The following is a 20,634-nucleotide window of genomic DNA, read 5'->3' as shown; positions in this document are numbered from 1 at the left end:
TTCATTCATTAGACTCCCTCGGTTTTCGATGTTTCCCTGGGAAGGCGGCGGGTGAACTGAGGTCGCCCTGCGCAGCGTGTGCACCCGCATCAGGTGTCCGGTGTCCGTCTCTCAAACAGGATGGAAATATGCTTGCCCTTGGCGTTACCAACCGAGATCTCGCCGGTGCCTGCCTCGTCCGTGACGCGGAGATCGTCGCGGCTGTGAGCGAGGAACAGTTCACCAGGGTCAAGGACCACTCGGTGTGGCCCGAGCAGTCCATCGACTTCGTCCTGCGGGCGGGCGGGGTCAGCCTTGCGGACGTCGACTGCGTCGCCCATGGCCGGTCCGCGGGCTTCCAGGCGGACAAGCACCTGTTACTGCACGTGGACCGTGTCATCGACGAGGCGCAGCACCGCCCGGAGGGCCTTGCCCAGCTGCGTGCGCCCGTCGCGAAGGAGCTTCCCCGCGACAAGACGTGGCGCGACGAGTTCGACGTATGGGCCGAGCGCAACGGGCTGCGGTCGCGGGTCGTCCACCGACCACCACGAGTCGCACGGCCTCGGCGCCTTCCTGCGCTCACCGTTCGACGACGCCCTGGTCGTGACGTGCGACGGACGTGGCGACTACCAGTCGCTCACCGTTACCCACGTCAGCCCGCACGCCGAGGACGTCCTGCAGCGGGAGACCGCCCTGGACAGCCTCGGCGCACGTCCCCACCCGCAACGTCTGCCTCGCACGCGGCGTCTCCGCCAATATCGAGCTCAACCAGCACCGAGAAGTTCGCCAAGACCTGCCCGGCCGTCGTCCATGACGACAACACCGCGCGCCCGCAGATCGTACGGCAGCAGGACGATCCTTTCCCGCACCGGCTCCTGATGGAGTGGCACGCGCGCTCCGGGCAGGCGGCGCTCGTCAACACCTCGTACAACAAACACGAGGAGCCGATCGTCGGATCGCCGCGGGACGCCCTCGCTCCGCTCCGGGACGGCGTTGTGGACCTGGTCCCCGGCGACGACGTGTTCCTGGTCTGGAGGACCCGCGACGTCTCGTTCATGGACAGCCGTAAGGCGTGATCCCGAGTCCTGTCGTCACCCGCCGGGCAGACTGCCGGGCCCATGACGACAGGACCTGACGGGCCCCGCCCCTCCCCGTTCGGCCGGGAGCGGCGGCACCCGCGTTCCTCGTCCCTCGCGATCCGGCCGCTCCCGCGGAGAGGATCCGCCCGGCCGACCACCGGAGCCCACATGCAACAGCCCGACACCTGCCTCACGACCAGCGCCGTCATCTTCGACATGGACGGCGTGATCATCGACTCGGGACAGGTCATAGAGAAGGCATGGAGCGAGGCCGCCGCACGGCGCGGCATCGTCATCACCGAGCAGGAGGCGCAGCGTTCGATTCACGGCCGCACGGGGGCGCAGACCGTCGAGATCCTCTTCCCGGACCACACGCCGGAGCAACGCCTGGCGATCTGGCGCGAGGTGGACATGGCTGAGGAGGAAGCCGCCTACGAGGCCATCGCGGGGGTCCAGAGTTTCCTGCACGCCCTGCACGACAACGGCGCGGTGCTGGCGCTCGTCACCAGCGGCTGGCCGCGCAAGATCGAGAAGGCGCTGGACTCACTGGGCCTTGGCCACCTCTTCGCACTGAGGCTGACCCGCGACGACACGACCCGCGGCAAACCTCACCCCGAGCCGTATCTGACGGCCTGCCGAGAGCTGGGCATCCAGCCCGCGCAGGGTCTCGTCTTCGAGGACTCGCTCAGCGGGGTGCGCAGCGCCGTGTCCGCCGGGACCGCGTGCGTCGGAGTCGGCGCCCCGGACCTACTCGCTCTCGGCGCCATCGCCGTCGTACCGGACTTCACCGGACTGAGCGTGACGCGGACCGCGACGGACCTGGTGCTCGGCGGGCTTGCGAGTGAGGTGCGCGTCACGACGCCGGGGAGTGCCTGCCGTGACTGACGCGCTCGCCACTCCCGGCAGTCCCGTCGAACCGCACTCCGCGGCACCGCCCGCACCGCCCTCTCCCGGACGGGTGGGGGTCCTTGCCGCCTTCGCCGTCTTCTTCGTGACCGGTGCCACCACGGCCTCCCTGGGCGCGGGGCTCCCGCTGCTGGAGGACCGGTTCGGTCTGACGCACGGCGCAGGGCAGGTGGTGGTCTGGTACAACGTGGGCGCGTTCGTGGCGGTGGCGGCCCTGGGCGCCGTCGGCACCTGGCTCGCCCTGTCCCGGGCCGTCACGCTAACGCTGCTGCTCTTCAGCGGCGGCTGCCTCGCCATGGCGGCGAGCCCCGCGTGGGCCCTGTTCTGCGCCACGGCGGTCGTGGCGGGGTGCGGGTACGGCGGGCTCGGCCTGATCCTCAACACCGCCTTCGGCCGCGGCTTCGGTGCGAACAGCGTGGTGATGGTCAACCGGCTCAACGCCGTCTTCGGTATCGGGGCGGCGGCGGGCCCCCTGGCCGCGGGCACGCTGGGCCGCTGGCACATCCAGGCCATACCGCTGATCGCCGCGTTCCTCGTCCTCCTCTGCCTGCCGGCCCGGCTTCTCGACAAGGGCGGTGACCGGCCGCCGGTGACGGCCGCGGAGACCACGCCGTCACGCTCGACGCCCGGCATGTGGATCTTCCTGCTCTGCGCGACGGGATTCCTCTACGCGGGGACGGAGACCAGCATCGGGGCCTGGGAGAGCACCCAGCTCACCTGGGACGGCTGGAGCGAACCGGACGCGGCGCTCGCGACGTCGGGGTTCTGGGGCGGTCTCGTCATCGGCCGCCTGGTCCTTCCTGCCCTGACCCGGCGTATACCGGCGGCGACGCTGCTGCCCGCGTATCTGGCCGCGGGCACGCTGTTCATCGGTCTGTCCGCGGTGTCCGGTCTCACCTCCGGCGCCTACCTGCTGGCGGGCATCGCCGTCGCCCCGGTACTGCCGACGCTGATCGCCTGGCTGATCGCCACGGTGGACAAGCCCCAGAGGTGGAGCTCCGTGCTCATCCTCGGCGACATGGCGTCCAACGCGGCCATGCCCGCCGCGGTGGGGCTCCTCGCCGGGTCACAGCAGCCGTTCCTCGTCAGTCTCGCGCTGGCCGGAGTCTGCGGTATGGGCCTGGCGGTGGCTCTGGTCGCCCGGCGGAGGGCCCGGCAGTGGCCGACCTGATGCCGCGGGCGGGAAGCGATCTTCAACACCCTCTCTTCAACACCCTCGCGCACTCGCTGGTCAGGCCTACTCGTGAACACCCAGCGGAGACGCCCTCACGATGCTCCGGCGGCCCTCGCACACCCGATACGCGTACGTAGGAAAAATACCTAATCAATACGCTCAAATCCTGCCGAACAGATGTAGAATGAAAACACCGGGAGTACTTCGCACACCGGCTTTCAAGCGGGTGTCATTTCCGGCGATCACGAGAAACCGGGCTGCCGACGGGCAGCCCGGGGGCAGGTCCGCACCATGACCACCACCCTCGACCGGACCTCGCCGCGCGACCTCGCCGCAGAGCCCCCGGCACGCTTGTCTCTCACCCCGAAGACCACCCTCGCCGGCCAGCTCGACGGGGCCTGGTGGCCCCGTTCACGCGATCTCGAGGCGGAGCTTCCGCCGCTCGCGGCCGCACTCGACAAAGTCTGGGGACGCATCACACGCGTCACCGTGAACCCCACCCGCTGGCCCGTCATCCCACGCAAGGTGCCTGTGGCCGGGCACACAATGCATGTGGGCTGGTTCACCGAACAGCACCCCGACAAACTGATTCTGCTCTCCTACGCCACCGGCCGCTGGGACCTGCTGGTGATCCCGCCCGAGACCGAGCCCGCCGCCGCGGCCCGCCTGATGGCCGCCGCAGCGATCCCCGGGAGCGTCCTCACCGCCGGCGCCCTGATGGCCGATGAAGTCGTAATCGGACGTGACCTTGGCGATGCGCTGCGCCGTGAGGCCAGCTGGGAAAGCGAGGGCGGGGCCTGCATGTCCCCCTTCGGCAGCCCGATGGGCCACAGCGTCCTCCCGCTGCCCGGCACCTGGAGGTGAGTTCCATGGAGACCCTCGTCCTCATCGCGGCGATCATCCTCGCGATCGGCATCGGGATACTCCTGATCCGCCTGCTCAACGCACAGCACGACGCCCGGATCGCGGCGCACCACTACAGCGAGCCCCTGCCGAGACCTCCCCGTCAACCGGACGACGCCGGTCGTCGAGCACAGCGTACGCATGCCGACCGGTGAAGCAGCACTCTCCTCCGACCGGGGGCAGCGAGTGAGGCGCACAGCGCCTCACTCGCCGACTTGTCGCCCACTGCGAAGGGAACACGCCGACGTGCGATACATCGAGACCCAGACGATGCCGTCACTCGAACACGCCGAGGTCCGGATCGTCGCGCACACGCCTGAAGCCGCCCGCGCGGTCGCGGAAGTGCTCCGCCGTGCCTTCGCGGGCACGGAACAGCGCAGCTATCCCGGCCTCGACGGCGACACCCGCCTCCATCTCACCGTGGACACGGCGACACCTGCGGGACCCGCCCGGCCCTGGCTGGCCGCCAGCAGAAGCCCCGTCGGCATCAGCACCCATTCCGACGAGATCTGAGCCGGGCCCGGGAACGCGCCCCGCACACGCGCGCGGACCGCGGACACCACACGACACCCCGGTATGACCGGTCCCTCGGGCCGGAGTCTCATACGAATCCCAGGCGTGCCAGTTCCCGACTCTGTGAATCCGTGCGCCTGGGTCGGGCCTGGCGGACACCCCCGACGCCGGCGCGACCCTGACCCGCATCCAGGAGCGCGTGAACGGCGACACCGCCAAGTAGCCGCTGACGCCATCCTGCGCCGCCCCGCCCTTCCTGACCGGGGCGGCGTTCCGGCGTCTCCACGCTTTCGAGCCCGCGGTAAAGCGCCCGGCGCCCGTGGATTCCCAGCTTCGGCGCGCTTCACGGCCTCGGCCCCGCGGCCGGCCGGCGACGGCCCGCTCGAAGGCAGCGACATGGTCAAGCCGTCAAGCCGCGTCACAGTTCCCGGCTGACAAGGAAGGCGAGCAGCGACCGCAGCTCGTCGGTCGCCGTTGTCCGCAGTGGCATTCCGGCGAGCGCCGACTCCACAGCGGCGAGATGCCGCCGTGCCTCGTCCAGTGCCGCCGATCGTCCGCCCACGTCCTCGATCAGGTCCGCAGCACCTCGTGGATCGGTGTCCAGGAGTGGGCGCCGCCGTCCCGGCACGGCGCGGCTCCCCCCGTCGGCGAGGCCTGACCGTCCGCAGGCCGCGCCCGGCCGCCGTCAACCCAGCCGATCCAGTTCGTCGCCGATCGCCTCCCGCAGCACGTCATGCCGCGGACCGAGCTCGAACCGCTCGTCACTCCACCGGTCACGCGGGTACAACCACACCGGCCTGCGCACCAGTTCGGCCGGTTCCCACTCGTACCTGGGCCAGATGTGGGCATGCAGGAACGGGTCGGTGTTGCCGAGGATCTCCAGGTTGACCCGCCGGAATCCGGGATCCAGCCTCCGGCAGGCCCGCTCGACCGCTTCCCCGAGCCGGTCCATGTCGGAGAGGAACATCAGCCGTTTCACTCTCGGCAGGTCGGACAGCCGTTGAACGTCCGGTACATCGGTCAGGAGAACGCAGTACCCGGGCAGGAACTGGACGTCGCCGATCACCGCGAAACCTGCGTCGAGGCGTCGCAGCACCGTCGGATTTCCGCCCCGCAGAGCGGCTCCGACACGATCCGTTCGCCAGTCACCGGGCATGGCGTAGAGCCTAGTCCCGGCGGTCGCTGTGCTCGGTCATGAAGCGCTCGATGATTGCCGGACTTTCTGGACAACTGCCCACGGAGTGCGGCACCTTCTGCCCGCAGCGCGGTGAACGGTGGCGGACGCGCGTCGGCCCCGCGCCGCGATCGCGTCGCCGCCCAGGCGTTTGGCGGAGTTGATCCACTTTTCGAACAGCCGCTACGGTGCTGATCAGAACAACTGCCGGACGCTGCGGGAGTGGTGGGCATGACGCGCTCGGGGAACGGGTGCCGTGGCCGGTGCCGGACGTGAGCGCGTCGTCGTCCGGACGCGGAGCGCCGCCCGCGCTGCTGGGGCGCGACGATCTGCTGCGCGCCGTACGCGTCCACGTGGAGCGCGCGGGCGCGGGCCACGGTGGCCTGTTGCTGATCACCGGTGAGGCGGGCATCGGCAAGACGTCCCTCACCGGCCGCGCGGTCCACGAGGCGCGCGGCGAGGGCATGACCGTGCTGCGCGGATCGTGCTGGGACGCCGACGGCACCCCTGGCTACTGGCCCTGGACGCAGGTCATCCGGAGCCTGCGCGGGTCCGCGAGTACGGCGACCTGGGAGGCCGTCTCCGAGGCCGCCGGAGCGGCCTGGCAGGTCCTGCTCGGCGGCGGGGCCAAGGCCGAGGACGTCGACCGGTTCCAGTTGTTCGACGCGGTCACGACCATGCTGGTCACCGCCGCGCGGCACCAGCCGGTGCTGGTCGTGCTGGAGGACGTGCACTGGGCCGACCCGGCGTCGATGGCGCTGCTGGAGTTCGCGGCCCAGCATCTGTCACTGGAGCGGGCTCTCATCGTGGCCACGTGCAGGGACGTGGAGATCGAGCGACCGGACCATCCGCTGCGCGACCGGTTGCGCTCGCTCATGACCCGGGCCACGACGCTGGCGCTGACGGGCCTCGGCGCGGCCGATGTCGCCGAACTGATGCACCGTACGGTGGGGAGGGCACCGGACGACACCCTGGTCGCCGAGGTTGTGCGCCGCACGGGAGGAAACCCCTTCTTCGTGCAGGAGACCGCTCGCCTGTGGGCCGGCGGCCACGAGGTGACGGCGATGTCGCCGGGTCTGCACGCCTCGCTCCAGCAACGACTGCGGCTGCTGGAGGAGCCCGTGGCGGCCTGTCTCGCAGCCGCGTCCGTGCTGGGGCGGCGGTTCCACACCGACACCCTGGCGAGAGTGGCCGGCGCCTCGCCGGGCCAGGTACGCCGTTGGCTGGGCCGGGCCGCCGACGCCCAACTGGTGGAGTGGGAAGGCTCGGGGGCGGCGGTGTTCAAGCACGACTTGGTGCGCGAGACCTTGTACGCGGGCCTGCACGCCCAGCGTGCCCGAAGGCTCCACGCCGCCGCCGTGCCCGCGCTGCGCGACACGGCGGCGGCTCCGCCGGACGTGCGACTCCCCGTCGAGCTGGCCCGCCATGCCCATCTCGCCTTCGAGGAACTGGAGCGCGACGAGGCCGTGGACCTGATGATGTCCGCGGCGCGGCACGCGGAGAACCGTCTGGCGAACGAGGAGGCGGCGGGCCATTTCGGGCGCGCCTTGGACCGCATCGCCGACGCGGACCCCGCGCGGCGAGTGCTGATCGAACTCGACCTCGGACTGGCGCTCCAGCTGTCCGGTGAACAGGAGCGTTCCTGGCACGTGTTCGCCGACGCCGCCGCTGCGGCACGGGACCTCGGACAGCCGTTGCTGCTGGGACGGACCGCGCTGACCCTCTATGGCGCCGACGGACGCGGCGACATGGCCCTGCTGAAGCCGCGCGCCCTGCGCTGGGCGTACGAGCGACTGATCGCCGCGGGCGGGACGGCGACTGCGACGGCACCTGGGCCAGGACCCCATGGCGACGGACCACCCCATGGCGCCCGATCCCATGGCGCCCGATCTGATGGCGCCCGATCTGATGGCCCCCGATCTCATGGCGACGGACCAGATGAGCCGGACGACGGTGAACCGCCGCTGTCGCAGTCCCACCTGGCCCGAAGCGTCGCGGCAGCGGTGGTCGCTCAGGCACGTGCGGCGGGCGACGACGACACCCTGCACATCGGGCTGTGGGCACGGCTGCAGGCGGAGTGGGGGCCACAGGCGGCGGGGGAGTGCCGCGCCCTCGCGGCCGAGCTCATCGCGGTGTCCCGGCGTCGGGGCGACCGCTGGACGGAGCACGTGGCGATGTCCATGCGGTGGGTCGCCGCGCTCGAAGCGGACGACCCGCGATTCCTGGAGGACTTCCATGACATGGTGGCCGTGGCGGCCGCCGACGGCTCACCCCGGCTGCGTCTGACCTCGGTCATCGACCGGAGCGTCGTCTACGCAGTGACGGGCAGGTTCGCCGAAGCGGCGGAACTCCTCGACGCGTCGGAGTCCATGAGCAGCCCCGGCCCCAACTACTACCGGTACTTCATCTCACACCACCGGTGGGCCCTGCTCGTCATGCGGGGCAGGTTCACCGAGGCGAGGCCGTTGCTGGACGAGTTGCGAAGCCAGCAGCATCCGTACGTCGACCTGGTGGAAGCCCTCACCGAGCTGGAGGCCGGTGAGAGCCCGCGCGTACCCGTGCCCCGGCCCGGAGCGGGAGCCGACGGCGACACGGTCCTCCACCGAAGCGTCACCCCCCTCTGGCTTCGCTACCAGGCGCAGGCGGCCGCCGTCTCGGGCGATCCGGCCTGGTGCGACAACGCCCGCGCCGCGCTGATGCCGTACGAGGGCCAGTGGCTGGTCTCGCTCTTCGGATGGGACATCGGCGGCCCTGCAACGCTCTGGCTGGGACTCCTCGACGTCGCGCGCGAACAGTGGGACTCCGCGGTCCGCCACCTCACCGAAGCACGACGATCGGCCGACCGGATGCACGCACTGCCCTGGTCGCTGCGGGCTCGAATCGAACTGGCCCGTGCCCTCGCGGAGCAGGGAACGCACGACGAGCGCGACCTCGCCGCCCTGCTCGACGAAGCGGCGTCGCAGGCGCACCACCTGGGCATGACGCACTTGCTCGCCCGTGTCGAACACCTCACCGCAGGGCGCCGGCCCGTGCGGCCGGGCCATGACCACCAGGTCGGAGCCGTGTACGAGTTCCGCCGCAACGGCGAGGTGTGGCGGCTGACGTACGAGGGCCACACCGTGCACATGCCCGACGCGAAGGGCCTGCGGGACCTGCACTGCCTTCTGAGTCTCCCCGGCCAGGACATCGCGGCCGTCCGCCTGCTGAACCCGGACGACGACTCCGTCGCCACCGTGCACGGCATGGGAGCCGACGAGGTCCTGGACGACGAGGCCCGCAGACGCTACCGCCGGCACCTGGAGCGGCTGGAGACGGAGATCGACCGAGCCGTCGAGCGAGGCGACGACGAACGGGCGGCCGCCCATGACCGTGAGCGTGCCGCCCTGCTGGAGGAGTTGCGCCGTCACGCCGGTCTGGCGGGCCGCCCACGCCGGCTGGGCGACCCGCGCGAACGGGCCCGCAAGAACGTCACCGCCCGCATCCGCGACACCCTGCGCCGACTGGACGACCAGCACCCGGGCCTCGCCGCGCACCTGCGACGCACGATCTCCACCGGCACGATGTGCCGCTACACCCCCGACCAGGACATCCGCTGGCGCCTGTGAACCCTGGGCCCGAGGGCTCCCACTGGGTTCCTGCTCACAGCGGCTGCCAGTCGTGCCAGGTGCTGCCGGGCTGGTGTTGCCAGCGGTGGTGGACTCCGCCGGGGTTGTTGGCGAAGATCTCGAGTCGGCCGTCGTGGTTGCGCAGGGCCTGGATGAAGTAGCCGCCGTTTCCGAAGTCCTGCCAGGTGTGCCAGGTTCCGGTGGTGTCCTGTTGGTAGTTGTGCTGGAGGAGGTCGTCGTTCATGGCGAAGATCTCGATGCGTTGGTCGTGTGAGGTGACGGAGGCGAGGCGTGCTCCGGCGGGGCCGCCAAGGGGCTGCCAGTCGTGCCAGTCGCCGCCTGGTGTGTTCTGCCAGCGGTGGTGTACGCCGGTGGAGTTGGAGGCGAACACTTCGAGCCGGCGGTCGTGGTTGTGGGCGACGGTGAGGTGTTCGCCGCCGAGGCCGAAGTCGACCCATTGGCGCCAGGTTCCGGTGAGGTCGGTCTGGCAGGTGTGGCGGAAGATGTCGTCGGTGAGGGCGAAGACTTCGAGTCGTCCGTCGGATGCGGGTGCGGCTGCGAGGCGTGCGCGGGCGGGGCCGCCGAGGGGCTGCCAGTCGTGCCATGTTCCGCCGGGGGTGTTGTGCCAGCGGTGGTGTACGCCGGTGGAGTTGGAGGCGAAGACTTCGAGCCGTGCGTCGTGGTTGGCGGTGACCGTGAGGTGGTCGCCTCCGCCTCCGAAGGTGTACCAGTCGGCCCATTCTCCCGAGGCTTTGGTCTGGTAGCGGTGCATGAAGGTGTCGCTGTTCATGGCGAACAGTTCCAGGCGTCCGTCGGGTGAGGCCGCCAGGGCGATGGTCGCCGATGCGGGCCCGCCGAACGCCTGCCAGCCGGACCAGGCGCCGCCGGTCTGGAGCTGGTAGGTGTGGTAGATCTGGTCGATCGCCGCGTGGAACACTTCCGCACGGCCGTCCGCCGACACCCCCACCGCCAGCCGCTGCCGCCGATCCGGCACCACCGGACCGTTCCACCAGCTCGTCTCCTTGCGGGCGCCGGCCCACGAGAAGCTGAAGTGGATGTGGTCGGTGTGGGGGTTGGCACCCCGGTAGGGCTGCCAACCGGCGTCGGGACGGCTGGCCATCCAGATGCGCCGGTTCCAGATCATGTACATGATGCCGAAGCGGCGGGCGAGAGCGTGGGCGTTGCCGTGCCGGTCGGTGGCGTGGAGCCAGTCGATCAGGTCGTCGGCCAGGTCTCCCTGGCTCTGCACGCGCACGCCCCAGTCCCAGGCGCGGCCCTCCTTGTGTTCGCTCTGGCCTCCGCTCCCGCAGGCCCTGGTGATGCCCAGGCTGGTGGTGCCGGGGTAGGCGGCGAGCACCAGGTCGCGGAAGCCGAGCAGCCCGGGTTTGGCGTCCGGGTCGCAGTCCCGCTGGGGATCGTAGAGCGCGTAGGGGTCGATGTCGGGGCCGAAATCGGGTGTGGTGGGGGCCATGCCGGGCTCCTTCAGCCTGCTTCCCTCGCCCGGTGCGAGGGGCCGTACTCGTGATGCGCGTGATGGGAACGCGCGGCGGCCAGATGCGATCACGCGCCTCTCATACGACCGGCCCCTTCCGGCGCCCTCACCGGCAGCAGCAGGTCGAGGGCGAACAGCGCAGCGGCGTCCGATCAGGTCACCTCCGGTGCGTCCGCGCGCCGGGACCACGCCCAGGAGGAAGGCTTTCGTCGTGACCAACAGCAGAATTCCCTTTCGGGCGTCCGTCGTGGCGACGGCCTGTGCCCTGACGCTCCCCGCCCTGGTGTCCGCCCCGCTCGCCTCCGCCGCGCGCCCCGGCCCCTCAGCTGCCGACACCCGGCATGGCGCTGCGACCGGCGCCACCGGTGGCGAGACCGTACGTACGGACGCGGGGCTGGTCCGAGGGACCCGGTCGGCCGGGTACCGGATCTTCCAGGGCATCCCCTACGCGGGCGCCCCCGAGGGTCGCCACCGTTGGGCCCCGCCCCGCCCCGCGCAGGCCTGGAAGGGGGTCAGGGACGCGACCGAACAGGGACCGTTGTGCCCGCAGGTGCCTTCGCAGTACGCCCCGATCTCCAGCGCGGAGGAGGACTGCCTGGTCCTGAACGTCACCACACCGGCGGTGGCCGACCGGCGGCGGCCCGCGCCCGTGCTCGTGTGGATCCACGGGGACGGCTCCGTGGGCGGCGGCGCCTTCTTCGACGGGCGCCGGCTGGCCGAGCGGGGACTGGTGGTCGTCACCGTCAACTACCGTCTCGGCGTCTTCGGCGGCCTGGCCCTGCCCGGACTGCGGGGGTCAGGCACCTTCGGCCTCCAGGACCAGCGGGCGGCCCTGACCTGGGTACGGAACAACGCGCGTGCCTTCGGCGGCGACCCCGGCAACGTCACCGTGGCCGGCGTGTCGTTCGGCGCGTCCGCCATCGCCGGGCATCTGACGTCCCCCGCCTCCAAGGGCCTCTTCCACCGAGCCGTCATGGTGAGCGGTGAGGGCATGATGGACATGCCGGCCGGCGCGATGGGACCGGACGTGCCGGGGTACCCGTGGTACGTGTGGCGGACCGGGCGGGAGATGGAGGACATCACGACCGAGATGACCTCGTCCCTCGGCTGCCGCGACGACCGTCCCGCCCGCGTCCTCGCCTGCCTGCGCGCCCTGCCCGTGAAGACGATCCTCAAGGTGCCGTACATCATGAACGCCTTCCAGGCGTTCGGTTACGGCAACCGCACGCTGCCGGAGCTGCCACCCACGGCGCTGCGCGCAGGCCGTTTCCACCATGTGCCCGTCCTGTCGGGCGCGACCCTCGACGAACACCGCGTCATCGTCGGGATGATGTACGACGCGGTGGGCAAGCCGTTCACCGAGGCCGACTACGACCGCGCGCTGCGCACCGCCTTCGGTGAGCTGGCAGGGCGCGTCCGGGACGAGTACCCCACGACCGCCTTCCCGTCCCCCGCGCTGGCATGGGCCACCGTGATCACAGACCGCATGTGGGCGCGCGGCACACAGACCATGCACGACGCACTGGCCCGGCACGTGCCGGTGTACGCATACGAGTTCGCCGACCGGGAAGCGCCGATGTTCCTGCCGCTGCCCGGCGACTTCGACTTCGGCGCCTTCCACGCGGGTGACATCCCGTACCTGTTCGAGGACGAGGTGGCCGAGCCGCTCTTCACCCCGGCGCAGCGCCGCCTGTCGGCGACGATGACCGGGTACTGGGCCGCGTTCGCCCGCACCGGCGCCCCGCGCGGCGCCGGGCTGCCCGCCTGGCCGGCCCACCGCCCGAGCGTCGCGCTCCCGCCGTACACACAGTCACTGGCGCCGCGACGAATCGGTCCCGTCGACTACCACCGCACGCACAACCTCGGGTTCTGGAACCGCATGCCCTGACACCCCGACGCACGTCGTCGCCGTGCGCGATCGGCGCGCTCCGGCCGGAGAGGAACGTGGGTGGCATCCCGTCGTAGTGAGGAAGGTGCTCAAGGCGGTGCGGGCGCATGTGCTCGCCGGGATGGCAGGGTGGCCGTTCGACCCAAGCGGTGCCCTGCCACCATGACCTCGTGAACATTCCTGGCTCGTCGGCGCGGCGTCGCATGCTGATCGACGCGGTGGTCGTGGTCGCGGCAGCTGCAACGGCTCAGACGGCCTGGCTCGAGAAGTACGACGTGCCGCCGGACGAGATCGCCCTGGGCTTCGATGACGCCCTCCGGCCGGCTGGGCGACCGGTCGAGGAACGACAGCTCAGTCCTGCTGTGCCGCCTCGTCCGCAGAAGATCGAAGAGGTCTTCGGCGAGATGACCCAGGACGCAACAGTGGAGCGATGGACAAGAGAGGCATCGGCCACCGACGCGGGCTGGGATCGTGCCCGGCAGTGGGCGCGAGAAGTCCTCACCGCGGAAGGTGAGGAGGACGCACCGCTGCCGGGCATCCGCGTCATCCGCTGAGTGCCTGAGCCCAGCCGCGGATCTCAGGACACGGCCTCGCGCGCGAATGCGGCGGGCCGGTTCTTCCTAGTGGGCGGCGACGGCCCGTTCCCGCAGCCGGACGGGGACGTCGAGCGGGGGAAGCCTCAGGCCGACCACTCCTTCATGGGCGGCGAGCCGGTCCAGTACGGCGTCTATCTGACTGGTGTGCCACGCGGTCAGCCGCCCGGTGTCGTCGAGGTGGACGGCGCACGCGGTGACGGTGTCGACCAGGCGCTCCAGCAGGGCGACGGCCTCGTCCGCGCCCTGGGCGTGCCGGGCGAGGGCGGGCAGTTCGGCGGCGGTCAGCGCGATGGCGGCATGGGCCTCGGCGAGCGTGCGATACGCCTCGCGGCGCAGGCCCGAGCGCCGGGCGCTGTCGTCGGAGCCGCTCATCACGTGTGCGAGGTAGCTCTGTGCGGCCTCGGCCGCCGTCACGAGGCGGGCGCGGACACCGCCGCCTCGATCCCCCGGCAGGGGCACCGGCAGATGCCCCACGACCAGGACGATCGCACAGGCCAGCAGGGTCTCGCCGATCCGGCCCGCGGAGGCCTGTGGTTCACCGCCCACCATGACCAGCGCGAGCACCAGCACCGTCACGACCGCGGTCAGCGCGGCGAAGTGCCGCGTGGCGACGGGGAGGAGCGCCCCGCACACGGCCACGACCGCGACGAGCCCCGCGGGTCTGGGCAGTACGGCGGCCGAAGCGGCGAACACCAGAGCCCCCAGCACCGTCCCCGCGGCCCGGCACAGCACCCGGGAGACCAGCGGCCCGAGGTCGGGCTTGACCAGGAACACGGCTGTGACGGGCAACCAGTACCAGTGGGTGTGCGGCCCGTACCACTGAGCGTGGTGCAGCCACTGCGCGACGGCTGCCGCCACCCCGAAGGACAGTCCCACGCGGAACCCGTACTCGCGCCCGCCGACGCCGAAGGCCTGGCGGACGGCACCGGCGAGATAGCGCCTGCGCGTGTGCAGATCGCCCCCGTCCCCCTGGTCGAAGGCCTCGGCAGCGGCCAGAAGCGCGTCGTCGAGGGCGCGCAGCGCGGGCGCGGACCGGCAGGGGGCGGGCAGCGGACCGCTGTGCGTGGCCCCGCGCACAGCGGCTGCGAGCCGCCGTAGCGCGTCGCAGGCCCGCCTGTCGACGGCCCTTCCGGACCAGGCCAGCGCGGTCGCCGCCTCGGCGAGCGGCAGGGCCGCGGCGTACTGCGCGTGCAGTCGGCGTTCCGCGGCGGACGCGGCGTACCGTCGTAGCCGGGGACCTCCGAGCGCGTCCTGGGCCTCGTTGAGCGCGGCGGTCAGCGCGGCGCGCCGGGCCACGGCGTCCCCGCTTCCGGCGGCGTCGAGGAGCCCGGCGATCGTGTCGTACACCCGGGCGACGGCCGCCCGCTCCCCGTCGAACCGGAAGTCACCGGCGAGTGCGCCGGGAGTGGGCAGCGCGAGGCGCAGCAGGAGCAGCCAGCCGGCCCCGGCGAGATAGGCGAGCCCTCGCTGCCAGCCGGGTTCGGGCAGCGGCATCCCGGCGCCCACGGCCGCCGCGACGAGCAACTGCGTGGCCGCCGAGGAGGCCACGGGCCCCACGGCACTGACACACCCCGCGAGCATCCCGAGCACCAGCAGGACGAGGCTGAGTGCGACGGCCCCAAACGCCTGCCCCGCACACGTCCCCACGACGAGCCCGAGCGCCCCGACGACTGCCGGTGCCCCGAGCCCCTTCACCGCGGAACGCCGGCTCCCGGGACGGTCATTGATCCCGGCCAGCATGGCCGCGATCGCGGCGACGACCCCGAGGGAGACCCGGCCCACGGCCAGGGCCCCCGCCAGCAGCGGTCCCGCCGCCAGCGCCCCCCGTCCCACCGCACTCCACGGAACCGGCCCCCGCTGAGCACGCAGCGCGTGCCCGAGCCAGGGCGGAGGAACGACAACTGCGCGACGCGACACGGGGCTCCTGTCCGTACGAGGGCGAGACACCTTCGGACGACAGCGGCCGTGCGGTGGACTTCAGCGGGCTTGGGTGCTGTACATCGTAGATCGCGTTGTTGGAGGGGAGCGAACGGCAGTATTTCGGCGGTGTGACGAAGACTCCGCAGCGGTCGCGACCACGGTGCCCGCGCGCATCCGCCGCGCCCGAGCCGGAACCGGGGGAGTCGGCGGCGTTCCCCAGCGGCCGGGCGGCGGACTCGGGCGGGAAGCGGAGGCCGGGCCAGGACGTCGGCGCGCAGACCCGGCGGGCTCACTGCTGCGCCGCTCCCGAGGCCGGACCGTCCGGTGCGTGACGGATGGGCAGGTGCTAATAGCGGGCGAGAACGCCACGGGCGCCGGTCAGTGCGATCGGGTCCGGCGGCTCCTGCCGTTCCAGAAGTTCCACGAGTTGCCGCAGCAACAGCTCTGGCTGGTGCGAGTCCTGCGCGTAGACGCTGCCCTGCTCCGTCCACAACGCCCACAGCGGAGGAGCCGTGTCGGCGTTCGCCTCCGTGTCGAGCATCGAGGCCAGCACCGCCACGAGCCCGGCGGCTCGTTTCACCTCGCTGTCGAGGAGCAGGGCGAAAGCCATACTGCCGACACACTGGCGCCGCAGGGCCGGCGGCAGGACGGAGGCGAGAGGCGCCAGCACCTCGTACGCCTCGCGCGCCCGTCGCCGGCGGAGCAGCAGATGCCCCCAGTTGAAGGCGATCTCCGGATCCTTGCCGTAGATCTCGTACGCCTCGCGCAGCGCGTCCACTGCCTCGCCGTCGCGTCCCGTCAGCACCGGTGTCCGCGCCGCGGCCTGGGCGGAGCGGGCCCGGCGCTGGAGGTCGGCCTCCTGTTTCACCTGCTCGCTGAACGCGGCCGGCGTCTTCGGGGTCCGCAGGGCCGACGCGGTCTGCGGGTCCCCGAGCATGAGATGGACCTGGGCCGCGAGGAAGTCCAAGCGGTTGTCGGTGGGCCATTTGGCCTTCAGCTCGGCGAAGGCGGACATGAAGACCCCGATGAGACCCAGCCTGGCGGCACATTCCAGGAACAGATGGCGGCACGGGCGGATGTTGGGCTCGATGCTGATCGCTCGTGCCGCCAGGTCGAGGGCGGCCTCGTCGTCGCCCTGGGCGCGATGGCACGTGGCCAGCAGATGGAGCGCGCTGACGTCGTCCGGGTGAACATCTATCAGTTCCCGGCTCATGCGGGCGGCGTCCGCCCACTGCCGGCGTTCGACCGCCGTGCACGCGCGTTCGTAGAGCTCGGGATGCTGCGACGGCAGGCGGTGGGCGGCCTCCTCCAGTTCGAAAACGCCACCGTGTCCCCGGACGGTGAGTGCCTCGGGAACGGCGGGTACGTCGATGTCCCGGAGCTGGGCGAGGGCCCGCGCGGTCCTGGCGGACACCTCCTCGGCCCGCTCCTGATCGCGAATGATCTTGATGAGGTGCATCGTGAGGCCGGAGCGGCGGTTGGTGAGCGGATGGACGATGCGTTCCCCGCCCTCCGCGAACCACGGGCCGATGACGTACTCCGCACCGTCGCAGACGACGATGCGGCCCTCGTAGTCCTCCGGGCCGTCCGTCGTGAGATCGAGGTACGCCTCCATGGCCGCTCCTACAGTGCCGTCATCGGGTCGGTGGGGGGCAGTGACAGCTTCAGGAACAGTGGTGTCCCCACCAGTCGTTCGGGCGTGGCTTCCAGCAGCAGGAAGACCGTCGTCATCGACAGTTCGAGGTCCTGGTCGAAGAACCGTCTGTTGGCGGAGCTGACATTGAAGCTGCCGTCGGGGAGGGGGCCTTCGCTGAAGTTCCGTAAGGAGCAGTCGAGGAGAAGCGGCCGGCCCGCGACCTCCGACGCGATCGTGATCACGCCGTCCACCGTGCGCTCGGTCACGGGCTCGGTGACGCGGAACTTCCCCGCGTGGTGATAGCAGCCCGCTCGCCGGCCGGTCTCGCGCAGCAGCTCCGCCACGCCGGGGATGTCCTCCTCCCCGGCGACACTCAGCAGCACGTGCCGCAGCTTGGTCAGGTAGGTCTCCTTGACCTTGACCTCGCGCTGGACGAACCCCTTGCGACCGTAGGTTCCGCCGGTCTGGAAGAGCTGAACGACGTGCGGGATCCCCCAGTTCACGTCGGCCCTGGCCCCGAGGCTGTGCTCGGTGCTGCGCAGTTCGGTGACCTCGTCGTCCACGGACGGGTCGATCTGGGCGTACATCTGGTCGACCTTGTTGCGCGAGATGTAGCAGAAGTAGGAGACCTCCGGCGCCTCGTGGTCCTGAGTCGGCGCGACCGCCCGCACTTGAGCGACGGACCTCCCGCCCGATCCGGGATTCCCGGCGCTTGCGGCCGGGTCGGCACCACGACCGCGCGGAGGGCGAACAGGGGGAAGCCGGGTGAGCGAGAGCAGACCGGCGAGAGCGCTCACCGCCGCGCACGCCGTGAGCGCGGAGACGCCGCGGCTTCCGTCCAACAGCACATCGGTGCCGGCCAGTCCGACGGCGAGCGCGATGAACGCGCTGCCCGTCAGAGCCCGGCGCCGCCGCCCCGTTCTCACCATTCCAGACGTCATCCACCCAGTATGGTCCGCTGGTTGAGCTGCCGGGTGTGAACCACTGCCCCGAGGACGCGGTCAACTCCCGTAAAGGCTCGGCGGAATGACCTCCAAGACGGGTGGTTCACATCGGTACTGACGGACCGAGGCAGATCCGGGACTCCTGTCCCGGCCGGGGCGGCGCCGGCGCGACGTCAGTAGCCGGGATACGGGCCCAGGAAGGCGCCGACGGCCACGGTGATGACAACGCCTTCGACACCGCGTCCGAAGGGCAGGAGGATCACGGCGAGGGCCGGATCACGGCGAGGGCCGCGTACCCGACCGTGCTGGACCGCGGCTCGCGGACGGTTACCGGGTGCGGCTTGTCCGCGCTTCCGAGCCGGGGCGCGCGACCATGCCCCCGGGCCGCGTTGAACGCGCTTCTCGGCATCGCGGGTTCCGGTCGATGCGGCCGGAGTCGCAGCCGCGTGCGACAGGCAGCTGGTCGATGGCGGGCGCACTGCGCGCAGAGCAGCGCCACACGGCCGGTGCCGACGGGCGCCACCGAGGATCGTCGGTGTCTCGGACTTTCCCCGCGCACGCTGCACCGGCGCCTGCGCCACCTCATGGACATGGCCGGAGTCCGGACCCGGATGCAGCTCGGCGCCCACGCCGTGCGAAACGGCTGGGCGGGGCCCCCGGGAACGTGACCGGGGAGGTGACGGCTTCCCCGCGAACGGTTCGCCGTGCGGGAAGTCCTCGCCGCAGCCTCCTCTTCCGGCGCCGAAGACTGCACCACCAGGGGCCTCCTGTCGCCCGGTTGGATTCGACACCGACGAGCTGTGCGGGAGGCCCCGCTTTCATGCCCGGCCGGCCGAGCTCACCCGACCGGGTCGAGGCTGGTCAGGGGGTGACGGCCACCTGGTCGACGGTCCAGAAGGCGCTGTTGGTGCCCGTGTAGTGGAAGCGGAGCTGGACGGTGGTGGCGCCCTCCGGGACGGCGATGGTGAGCTTCTCGAAGGTGTTGAGGTCCGTGTCATAGGACTTCAGCGGTTGCGGGGTGCCGCCGTCGAAGGAGACGAGGACGTCTCCGGTCTGCGGTCCGTCCACCTTGTAGTTCGTCGCGTAGGAGACGGTCGCCGTCGTGCCGCCGGTCACCGGGTACGCGGGGCTGATGAGGGTGGAGTCGAACTGTCCGTCGCCGTGTGTGTTGTCGTCCCACTCGTCGGAGTCGGCGACGGCGAAGACGTCGCGGGCACGGACGTTGCTCTCGCGGCCCTGGCCGAGGTCGGTGTTGGTCCAGAATTCGTCGGTGGCGAAGGACCAGCCGCGCCACTCGGTGACTCCACCGGTGGGCATGGCCGAGTTGTCGATGCTCCAGCCGGTCGGCGGGGTGGTCGTCCAGCCCTTCAGAGTGGACGGCAGACCGGTCTCGTCGACCGGGGTCTTCAGGGCGGGGCGCAGGGTGTCGAAGGCATAGGCGGCGAGGTTCTTGATCGGCGTGCCGTCCAACTGCCACGCGGGCACGGCGGAGACGCCGAAGTGGGCGAGGACGGTCGGGGCGATGTCGGTGATCTTGACGTCGTTGCGGACCGAGCCCGGCGTGAAGCCGGTTCCCTTGGCGATGACGAAGGTCTGCCGCTCGCCGGGGGTGCTGCCCCCATGGCCGCCTTGGGGGGTGTGACCGTGGTCGGCGGTGACGATGATCTGCCAGTCCTCGTTCGTGTAGGTGGGCCTGGCCTTCACCGCCTGGAGGAGCTGGCCCACTCGCGCGTCGGCGGCCTTGAGGGCGTTCAGGTAGTCCGTGCTGTCGGTGCCGTGGGAGTGGCCGGCCTCGTCGACGTCGTTGAGGTGGACGAAGGCGGCATCGGCGTCGGTGGTGGAGAGCTTGGAGACGGCAGTCGTGGTGGTGTCCGTATCGCTGACGCCGCCGAGGCGGGTGTCGACTGCCGGGCCGAAGATGGTGGTGGGGATCGCGCTCCAGGTGCCGACGACCACCGTGTTCAGCGCGGGGTTGGCAGTCTCCAGCCGGGTCGCGTAGTCGGGGTAGAGGTCGTAGCGGGCGCCGTTGAAGCTGTTGTCGACGACGTGGTGCTTGTCGGGCCAGGTGCCGGTGGCGATCGTGGACCATCCCGGGCCCGAGACCGTAGGGGCCATGGGAGCCGCGTAAAGGTTGCTGACGGCGGTCATACCACCGGTCATCAGGCTCTTGACGTTGGGCATCTTCGCCTTGCTGAACTTGGCGAACGTCGCGCCGTCGATGCCGATCACCAGGGACTTGGGGCGCTTGGCCGCCGCAGCCGCCTGGGCGGTGCCGCCCTGGCCCGCGGCGTCGGCGTGGGCGGCCGCCGCGAACGGCAGCGCGGCGGCGATGGTCACCGCGAGGGCCGCACGCATGGAACGGGACAGGTGCACGGATTCTCCTTGGGGAAATCCGCCCGCAGATCGCGGGCAGATGGCTGTACGTGTCGGTCGTCAGCGGTCACCCGCTGAGAGATGCGAGGGGTCGGCGACATGCCGGCTCTGGTCGCGGCAGCGGGCGAATCGCGAACGCCGCCGTCGTCGCTCGTGTGCCGGCCGGCCGTTTGGATCAGCGGACTGCGCCGTTCAGGCGGAGGTCGTTGAAGGCTGCTCCCCGTCACTACGGCCGCAGCCGGCCGGAAGGGGGAAATGTGCGAAATGCCCTCATCTGCCCCTTATTGGCCCCATGGGCAGAGGAGAGTTGGGGTCGGCGGGGTCCGGCCGGTCACTCTCCATGTTCGCGTTAACAAGGCGGTGCGGTGAGTCTGAGAGCAGGGAGCGAGCGTGTCAAGAGAGCTTGCGCGAGAGGCCGTCGAAACCGCTGAGGGAAGGATGGCGGCGCCCGC

The 20,634-nt window shown here is 71.2% G+C and carries 17 protein-coding genes; 9 read left to right on the top strand and 8 right to left on the bottom strand.

The window, feature by feature from the left end; genetic code table 11:
* Positions 1-89: 89 nt before the first annotated feature.
* A complete protein-coding gene (locus ABZZ79_RS07340; RefSeq protein ID WP_356687720.1) occupies positions 90-320 on the bottom strand; it encodes a hypothetical protein in 231 nt (76 codons plus the stop codon).
* Between ABZZ79_RS07340 and ABZZ79_RS07335 the strand changes: the two genes are divergently transcribed.
* The 6 genes from ABZZ79_RS07335 to ABZZ79_RS07310 all read left to right on the top strand — a co-directional run bounded on the left by ABZZ79_RS07335 (position 243) and on the right by ABZZ79_RS07310 (position 4,554).
* Positions 243-1,055 carry a carbamoyltransferase C-terminal domain-containing protein gene (locus ABZZ79_RS07335; RefSeq protein ID WP_356687697.1) on the top strand — a complete coding sequence of 271 codons (813 nt, stop codon included), beginning with the start codon at positions 243-245 and terminating at the stop codon, positions 1,053-1,055. The two genes, ABZZ79_RS07340 and ABZZ79_RS07335, sit on opposite strands and share 78 nt — an antisense overlap.
* 171 nt (positions 1,056-1,226) lie before the next feature.
* The gene (locus ABZZ79_RS07330; RefSeq protein ID WP_356687397.1) at positions 1,227-1,943 is read left to right on the top strand and encodes an HAD family phosphatase; all 717 of its coding nucleotides are present in this window, start codon (positions 1,227-1,229) and stop codon (positions 1,941-1,943) included.
* Complete coding sequence (locus ABZZ79_RS07325) at positions 1,936-3,135, top strand: MFS transporter (protein WP_356687395.1); 1,200 nt, start codon at positions 1,936-1,938, stop codon at positions 3,133-3,135. Before ABZZ79_RS07330 ends, ABZZ79_RS07325 begins: the two co-directional genes overlap by 8 nt.
* Positions 3,136-3,429: 294 nt before the next feature.
* Positions 3,430-4,002, top strand: a complete 573-nt coding sequence (locus ABZZ79_RS07320) for a DUF5994 family protein (protein ID WP_356687393.1) — start codon at positions 3,430-3,432, stop codon at positions 4,000-4,002.
* A 5-nt stretch (positions 4,003-4,007) separates the two neighbouring features.
* On the top strand, positions 4,008-4,196 hold the full coding sequence (locus tag ABZZ79_RS07315; RefSeq protein WP_356687391.1) for a hypothetical protein: 189 nt from the start codon (positions 4,008-4,010) through the stop codon (positions 4,194-4,196).
* 115 nt (positions 4,197-4,311) lie between these two features.
* Entirely contained in the window at positions 4,312-4,554 is a 243-nt protein-coding gene (locus tag ABZZ79_RS07310) for a hypothetical protein (protein ID WP_356687695.1), read from the top strand.
* 418 nt (positions 4,555-4,972) lie between these two features.
* Here the strand turns inward: ABZZ79_RS07310 and ABZZ79_RS07305 are convergent, their stop codons facing one another.
* Together ABZZ79_RS07305 and ABZZ79_RS07300 are read right to left on the bottom strand one after the other, a co-directional pair.
* Positions 4,973-5,182 carry a hypothetical protein gene (locus tag ABZZ79_RS07305; RefSeq protein WP_356687389.1) on the bottom strand — a complete coding sequence of 70 codons (210 nt, stop codon included), beginning with the start codon at positions 5,180-5,182 and terminating at the stop codon, positions 4,973-4,975.
* Positions 5,183-5,239: 57 nt separating this feature from the next.
* Complete coding sequence (locus ABZZ79_RS07300; protein WP_356687387.1) at positions 5,240-5,710, bottom strand: diadenosine tetraphosphate hydrolase; 471 nt, start codon at positions 5,708-5,710, stop codon at positions 5,240-5,242.
* 290 nt (positions 5,711-6,000) lie between these two features.
* On the opposite strand from ABZZ79_RS07300, the gene ABZZ79_RS07295 reads away from it, so the two are divergent.
* A complete protein-coding gene (locus tag ABZZ79_RS07295; protein ID WP_356687385.1) occupies positions 6,001-9,333 on the top strand; it encodes an AAA family ATPase in 3,333 nt (1,110 codons plus the stop codon).
* Positions 9,334-9,367: 34 nt separating this feature from the next.
* On the opposite strand, the gene ABZZ79_RS07290 is transcribed toward ABZZ79_RS07295, so the two are convergent.
* A complete protein-coding gene (locus tag ABZZ79_RS07290) occupies positions 9,368-10,804 on the bottom strand; it encodes a hypothetical protein (protein ID WP_356687383.1) in 1,437 nt (478 codons plus the stop codon).
* Positions 10,805-11,036: 232 nt separating this feature from the next.
* Between ABZZ79_RS07290 and ABZZ79_RS07285 the strand changes: the two genes are divergently transcribed.
* Positions 11,037-12,713, top strand: a complete 1,677-nt coding sequence (locus ABZZ79_RS07285) for a carboxylesterase family protein (protein WP_356687381.1) — start codon at positions 11,037-11,039, stop codon at positions 12,711-12,713.
* Positions 12,714-12,916: 203 nt separating this feature from the next.
* Positions 12,917-13,267 carry a hypothetical protein gene (locus tag ABZZ79_RS07280; RefSeq protein WP_356687379.1) on the top strand — a complete coding sequence of 117 codons (351 nt, stop codon included), beginning with the start codon at positions 12,917-12,919 and terminating at the stop codon, positions 13,265-13,267.
* A gap of 66 nt (positions 13,268-13,333) precedes the next feature.
* Here the strand turns inward: ABZZ79_RS07280 and ABZZ79_RS07275 are convergent, their stop codons facing one another.
* The 4 genes from ABZZ79_RS07275 to ABZZ79_RS07260 form a co-directional block, all read right to left on the bottom strand.
* Positions 13,334-15,226: an FUSC family protein gene (locus tag ABZZ79_RS07275; protein WP_356687377.1), complete on the bottom strand. Its 1,893-nt coding sequence runs from the start codon at positions 15,224-15,226 to the stop codon at positions 13,334-13,336.
* Between the two features lie 349 nt (positions 15,227-15,575).
* The gene (locus ABZZ79_RS07270; protein WP_356687375.1) at positions 15,576-16,844 is read right to left on the bottom strand and encodes a CDC27 family protein; all 1,269 of its coding nucleotides are present in this window, start codon (positions 16,842-16,844) and stop codon (positions 15,576-15,578) included.
* An 8-nt stretch (positions 16,845-16,852) separates the two neighbouring features.
* On the bottom strand, positions 16,853-17,806 hold the full coding sequence (locus tag ABZZ79_RS07265; RefSeq protein WP_356687373.1) for a hypothetical protein: 954 nt from the start codon (positions 17,804-17,806) through the stop codon (positions 16,853-16,855).
* Between the two features lie 864 nt (positions 17,807-18,670).
* Entirely contained in the window at positions 18,671-20,182 is a 1,512-nt protein-coding gene (locus ABZZ79_RS07260) for an alkaline phosphatase family protein (protein ID WP_356687371.1), read from the bottom strand.
* Positions 20,183-20,634: the final 452 nt, after the last annotated feature.

The organism is Streptomyces sp. NPDC006458 (genome assembly GCF_040612135.1).
Taxonomy (GTDB): Bacteria; Actinomycetota; Actinomycetes; order Streptomycetales; family Streptomycetaceae; genus Streptomyces.
The sequence above is the reverse complement of the archived record's forward strand: the minus strand, read 5'-3'. Positions and strand labels throughout refer to the sequence as shown.